Source organism: Neisseria sp. HMSC03D10 (genome assembly GCF_001807625.1).
GTDB lineage: Bacteria > Pseudomonadota > Gammaproteobacteria > Burkholderiales > Neisseriaceae > Neisseria > Neisseria mucosa.
The window spans coordinates 1-6290 of record NZ_KV789503.1; the positions used below are offsets into that span (position 1 = coordinate 1).

At 53.1% G+C, this 6290-nt stretch carries 4 protein-coding genes; 3 read left to right on the forward strand and 1 reads right to left on the reverse strand.

Going from position 1 to position 6290, the window contains the following annotated elements; all coding sequences use genetic code 11:
* Positions 1-181: 181 nt before the first annotated feature.
* Together hutW and HMPREF3066_RS02380 are read left to right on the forward strand one after the other, a co-directional pair.
* A complete protein-coding gene (hutW, locus tag HMPREF3066_RS02375) occupies positions 182-2002 on the forward strand; it encodes a heme anaerobic degradation radical SAM methyltransferase ChuW/HutW (protein WP_070440212.1) in 1821 nt (606 codons plus the stop codon).
* Between the two features lie 1075 nt (positions 2003-3077).
* On the forward strand, positions 3078-3698 hold the full coding sequence (locus HMPREF3066_RS02380; RefSeq protein WP_070440213.1) for an NAD(P)H-binding protein: 621 nt from the start codon (positions 3078-3080) through the stop codon (positions 3696-3698).
* A gap of 386 nt (positions 3699-4084) precedes the next feature.
* On the opposite strand, the gene HMPREF3066_RS02385 is transcribed toward HMPREF3066_RS02380, so the two are convergent.
* Positions 4085-5365 carry a LysM peptidoglycan-binding domain-containing protein gene (locus HMPREF3066_RS02385; protein ID WP_009312686.1) on the reverse strand — a complete coding sequence of 427 codons (1281 nt, stop codon included), beginning with the start codon at positions 5363-5365 and terminating at the stop codon, positions 4085-4087.
* Between the two features lie 281 nt (positions 5366-5646).
* Between HMPREF3066_RS02385 and def the strand changes: the two genes are divergently transcribed.
* Positions 5647-6150 (forward strand): peptide deformylase, encoded by a 504-nt coding sequence (gene def / locus HMPREF3066_RS02390; RefSeq protein WP_029609881.1) that lies wholly within the window; start codon positions 5647-5649, stop codon positions 6148-6150.
* Positions 6151-6290: the final 140 nt, after the last annotated feature.

Consider the following 6290-nt stretch of genomic DNA (forward strand, 5'->3'; position numbering starts at 1 on the left):
TAGAGAATCGTTCTCTTTGAGCTAAGGCGAAGCAACGCCATACCGATTTAAAGTTAATCCACTATATTTATTCACCTGCCGACACTGTTTATGTTCCGTTTCCCCGCTCCATCATCCTTGACACTGCCTGATGACAGTGATTTAATTTCCTAATATGATTAATAATCATTTTTAATCAATTATGGAAAAGCAGATTGTTTGGACACCGCGCCAATCCGCGCCTAAAGCCTTTCCCGAACGGCAGGCGTTGATGCCGATATGGGGCGGCATACCGATTCCCCGTCCGCAATGGCAAAATATTTGGCGGCAGAAGCTCCCCCATGCCGCCGATTCCGACGCGCTCGCCTATCTGCACATCCCCTTCTGCGCCAACCACTGCGTGTTCTGCGGCTTCTACCGCAACGCGTGGAAAGAGAGTTACAGCAGCGTTTACACCGACAAAATCATCGAAGAAATGGCGGCGGAAGCCGAAATCCGCCAAGGCAACGGCAAAATCCGCGCCGTCTATTTCGGCGGCGGCACGCCCACCGCACTGCAAACCCCTGACCTCGCCAGACTCATCCGCGCCTGTTACCAATACCTGCCGATTGCCGACGACTGCGAGTTCACCATCGAAGGCCGCATGAGCCATTTCGACATCGAAAAAGCCCAAGCCTGCATCGAAGCGGGTGCCAACCGCATTTCCATCGGCGTGCAAACCTTCGACACCGCCATCCGCCGCCGCCTCGGCCGCAAACACGGCGGCGACGAAGCCTTTGCCTATCTGGAAAAACTGTGTGAAATCAATGCCGTAATCGTTGTCGATTTGATGTTCGGCCTGCCCAACCAAACCGACGCCGTTTGGCAAAACGACCTCAAACGCGCCACCGCCCTGCCTTTGTCCGGACTCGACACCTACGCCTTCAACCTCTATCCCATGCTGCCCATCAACCGCATGGTGGAAAAAGGTGCATTCCCCGCCCCGCCGGGTTTCGACATTCAGGCAGACCAATACGCCTACGCCGTCGAAACGCTGGCGCAAAAAGGCTGGAACCAAGTCAGCAACAGCCATTTCGCCTATCCCGGCCGCGGCGAACGCAACCGATACAACACGCTGGTCAAATCCAACATTCCCTGCTGGGCGTTCGGCTCCGGCGCAGGCGGCAACTTCGACGGCTTCAGCTATCAGGTGCAGGGCGATTTGGACAGCTACCTCGCCACCCCGAAAGGCGAAAAAAACATCGCCTTCATGAGCGGTCACAGCCCGAACAAAACCCTGCTCGGACAAGTGCAGCACGACATGGAAACAGGCCGTCTGAATCCCTCGCTGTTTGACGGCAACGCCGCCGCGCAGAAACTGATTGCCCAATGGCAGGCAATGCAGCTCTTTGAAGAACAAGGTTCGGACGGCCTCATCCGCCTGAACACCAGCGGCCGCTACTGGTCACCCACCCTCATCCGCAAACTCATGCTCACCCTCCCGACCCAAGAAAAGGATCAAACCATGCAAAAACTTTCATCCGAACAACAAATCATGTTGCGCCAATCATTGGAAAAAAATCCCGGCCAAGTGCTCGAAATGCTCGCCGCGCAAAACCAATGCAGCTTTGAAGACGTCATCCGCTGCCTGCCCGAAAACTGCATCCGCCAAACAGAAGGCAGCCGCATCGTCGAAATCCTCCAAGCCGTCGCCGCTTGGGACGAAGCCGTCACCTTCATCGCCCACACCCCCGACGCCATCGTCGAAGTTACCGGCAAACTGCCCGGTGGCAAAGTCGGCCGCGGCTTCTACAACTTCGACCACCCCGAAACCGACGGCGGCGTACACGGTCATATCTATTACGAAAACTGCGCTGCCATCTACCTTTTGGAACGCCCGTTTATGGGCAAAGCCACCTGTTCGCTCAACTTCATCAACCGCAACGGCGGCGCCATGTTCAAAATCTTCGTCGGCCGCGACGAAGCAGGCGAACTCAAACAACACCAAATCGAAGCCATGAGAAAACTGTTTGAGGCAGCTTAAACAGGTTTCAGACGACCTTCGCATGAAAACCGAGAGAAATTGCTGCATTCCTGCACAAACAAAATCATCTTCCGGCATCGTAAATATCCGATGAAATTCGACAGGCTGCCTGCAATATTGGCGTTTGCCACTAAAGTAAGCTTGCGCTTACCGCCCTCTCCCTAACCCTCTCCCACGGGGAGAGGGGATTGAGGATACTGAGATTCAAGCATTTTTGGCTTCTCTGCCACTTGAAGTTTACCCGTCAACCCATCCCCTCTCCCCGCGGGAGAGGGCTAGGGAGAGGGCAAAACCCACGCTACGGCAGTTGTCATGAAACCCGCTTTGCCCGCTTTCAGACGACCTAATACTCTGCCGCGAAAGAGAACCAAAAAGAAGTAGCGTGGGCTATGCCCACGACAGCACAACATCAAACACAACAAGGTCGTCTGAAAGCGCAGTATCAATGAAGTTAAAACGAATACAGCGAGTTTCGTTAAAAACAAATACAGATTTCAGACGACCTTTGGAGCAAAATCGCGGGCATAGCCCACGCTACAACTGAACCATTTTTGGCTTCTCTGCCACTTTTAGCTTCCCTGTCAACCCATCCCCTCTCCCCGTGGGAGAGGGTTAGGGAGAGGGTAAAGCACAAACCGGTAAGTCAATTCAGCAGGCAAAATCCACGCTACGGCTGTTGTTATAAAACTCGCTTTGCCCGTTTTCAGACGACCTTTGATTCAACTGAGCACCAACCATTTTTGGCATTCTCTGTCGTTTGGATTCTCCCTACCAACCCATCCCCTCTCCCCGTGGGAGAGGGCTAGGGAGAGGGTACGACCCCAAACCGGTAAGTTAATTCCGCAGACAAAACCCATGCTACGGCTATTGTTATAAAACTCGTTTTGCCTGTTTTTCAGACAATCTCAGTTCTGTCGCAAGAGAAAACCGAAAAAAGGCAGCGTGGGCTTTGCCCACGACCACGCAGCATCAAACACAACAAAGTCGTCTGAAAATCAACCAGCCTGTCCCAACCACTCAACAAAGTAAACAGATTATTGAACCCCTAACCATCCAACACACAAAGGAGCTCCCCATGCAACTCATCTTCGGTGCCAACAGCTCGTCCGGCCGCGCGTTCATCAGCACACTCACCCATCCTGCCGACACCGTCGCCGTATTAAGAAAGCCGCCTGAAGACTCGTTCTTTAGCGAACACCGCATTCAGACGGCCACCGCCGACGCGCTCGATGCCGACGCGCTCGACAAAGTGTTCGCGCAATACCGCCCCGACAGCGTCATCAGCTTCGTTGGCGGCAAAAACGAACAAGGCATACGCAGCGACGCACTGGGCAACATCAACATCATTGCCGCCACCCAGGCTACCAACCCGCAAGCCCGTTTCATCCTGATTACCAGCATGGGCTGCGGCGAACAATGGGACATGATGAGCGAACCCTTCAAACAAGCCCTCGGCGAAGCCGTCCGCGCCAAAACCGAAGCCGAAATCTACCTCAAACAAAGCAGCCTGAACTGGACCATCCTCCGCCCCTGCGGATTGGACAACAGCGAAGACAACCGCCACATCCTGACCGACCACCCCGACGGCATCCCTAAAAACTACATGAGCCGAAACGGACTCGCCGCCGCCGTCACCGTCGTCCTGCAAGACCCCGAAAGCATCGGTAAGGTTTACACCGTCGGTTCAGGCAGTTAACACAGCGCCCATAGCCAAACAGGTCGTCTGAAAAGGTTTCAGACGACCTGTTTGGCGCTTGACTGATTCGATAGGTAACAATATATCCGCTTATGGCTTGGTAGGGATGAGCGGCAGAAGTTTATCGGCACATTCAAGAAACAAGTTATCTTGAGGATAAAGCGGATTGGGCAGATAGAGCGGGCGATAGCAGGAAATGCCGGCATCGTCATTTCCGCGCGGGCGGGTATTTGGAGGTTTGAGATTACGGCAATCTTCATAATTTTTTGAAAAACTCAGGATCAGACTCACGCTGATTAGGAATGACGGTACGGCGTTGCTTATTCAAATTTTTATAAAAAACGTCGTCTGAAATTTTCAGACGACGTTTTGTTGTCGGCAATCAATCAATATTTATTGATGTTGCTGTGGATATTGTATTGGTTGTGTTCCGTATCGTGGGAATCTTGCGGCTCGTTGCGGACGTGCGGTTTGTCGTCAGACATGTTGTCCAAGTCGCGGCCGGGTTCGGATACGGTGTCGCCGATGTTGATGCTGGTCAGGTTTTCCAAAATGATGGCGGACGAGAGATGTTCGCCGGTGCGGTATACCATGGCCAATGCGGTTTCTTCGGCAGGGATGGAAACATATTTAACGATGTTCTTACGGCCTTTTTTGCCTTCTTCCAAATCGACTTTCACTTGGCGGTCGCGTTTGTAAATGCTCAAGACCGTGCCTTTGTCCAAGCCGTCGGCGGAACCTTTGTTCAGGGTAACGGTTTGGAATTGTCCGGCTTCGTGTACGCCGTCGAGGATGGAGATGACTTTACCGTCGATGTGTTGCGTCGGTGCGTGCGGCATGATTTGGAAAGGCTCGGTTTCGCCGTCCATTTTCAGTAGGAAATCGCCTTTGCGGATTTCGGAAACGGCTTCTTCCACAATCATAGGCTGCGCGGTTTGGGTCGGCACTTTCGCCAGCGGGTGCAGGCGGGTGTAGTATTCGCCGTCTTTCAGGTATTTGCGGTCTTCGTCGGAAGCGGAGTCCAGCGCGCTGTTGGTGTAGGGCAGGGTGCTGACGATGCCGCTGAAGACAACTTCTTGTCCGAGGTATTTGCGGGTATCGGGATCGGTCAGGTCTTTGACGGCGCGGTAAACCAGATAGCGGCCGGGTTCGGTAACGCCGTAGGCGTACACGCGTTCGCCTTTGCTGTACATGATGCGGTTGTCAGGACCGTCGATCAGGCGCGGTGCGTCTTGGGTCTTCATTTGGTCGATGAACTGCGGATGTTGCATGAACATGCGGTAGAAGTTCACGTTGACGGTTTGGATGCCGTAGCCTGAAGAGGTTTCGCGGACGCGCGGGCTGAGTTTGATGACCGGAATGCCGTCATTGCCTGCGGAGCCGTTTTCGAAGCCCAGTTGCGGGCGGCCGTTGACGTAGCGCAAAACCAACACCTGACCCGGATAAATCAGATGCGGATTGCGGATTTCCCCGCGGTTTGCGCCCCAAAGGCGGTTCCACTGCCACGGGCTGTACAGATATTTGCCGGAGATACCCCAGAGTGTGTCGCCGTTTTTCACGACGTAGCGTTGCGGCGCATCGGGGCGCACTTTTAATGAAGCTGCTTGAGCGTGGGCGGAAATTGCCATGCCCGCGACACAAAGCAGGGTTATAATACGTTGTTGCATAACCGTTCCCCTTGAAATTGATTCGGTTTGTCTTTAAATGATAAACGGAGAAAATGAAATGGCCGGGAGTTTGCAAAAAACCGCCGTCCCCCTTTAAAAAACGTCAATAGGCGTTTCGTGCGCATTGAACAGAAATTCATTGACGCATATTTTATCATTGAATGTTAGTGTCATCACGGGAATTGTGAAGACAGGCGCAAAATTTGTATGAAAACACACACAATCTGCTGCCGGACGTGTTTGAATGCGCGTCCCAAGTATTGAAAAACGAAGAGAAAATTATGGCTTTACTGAATATCCTGCAATATCCCGACGAGCGTCTGCACACCGTGGCGAAGCCTGTCGAGCAAGTCGATGAGCGCATCCAAAAGCTGGTTGCCGATATGTTTGAAACCATGTACGAAGCGCGCGGTATCGGGCTGGCGGCGACGCAGGTCGATGTGCATGAGCGCGTCGTCGTGATGGATTTGACTGAAGACCGCAGCGAGCCGCGCGTGTTCATCAACCCCGTCATTGTTGAAAAAGACGGCGAAACCACTTACGAAGAAGGCTGCCTGTCCGTGCCGGGCATTTACGACACCGTTACCCGCGCCGAGCGCGTCAAGGTCGAGGCTTTGAACGAAAAAGGCGAGAAATTCACGCTGGAGGCGGACGGTCTGTTGGCGATTTGCGTGCAGCACGAGTTGGATCATTTGATGGGCATCGTTTTTGTCGAACGCCTGTCGCAGCTCAAACAGGGTCGGATTAAGACCAAACTGAAAAAACGTCAGAAACACACCATCTAAAAGCCAAATGATACGGTCGAACAGGTCGTCTGAAAGAGGGGAAGCGGCAGTAAGCCGTTGTTTTTCAAACTTTCAGACGACCTGTCGCAATGTTTGCCGTTGCGCTATATATAGTGGATTAACTAAATCAGGACAAGGCG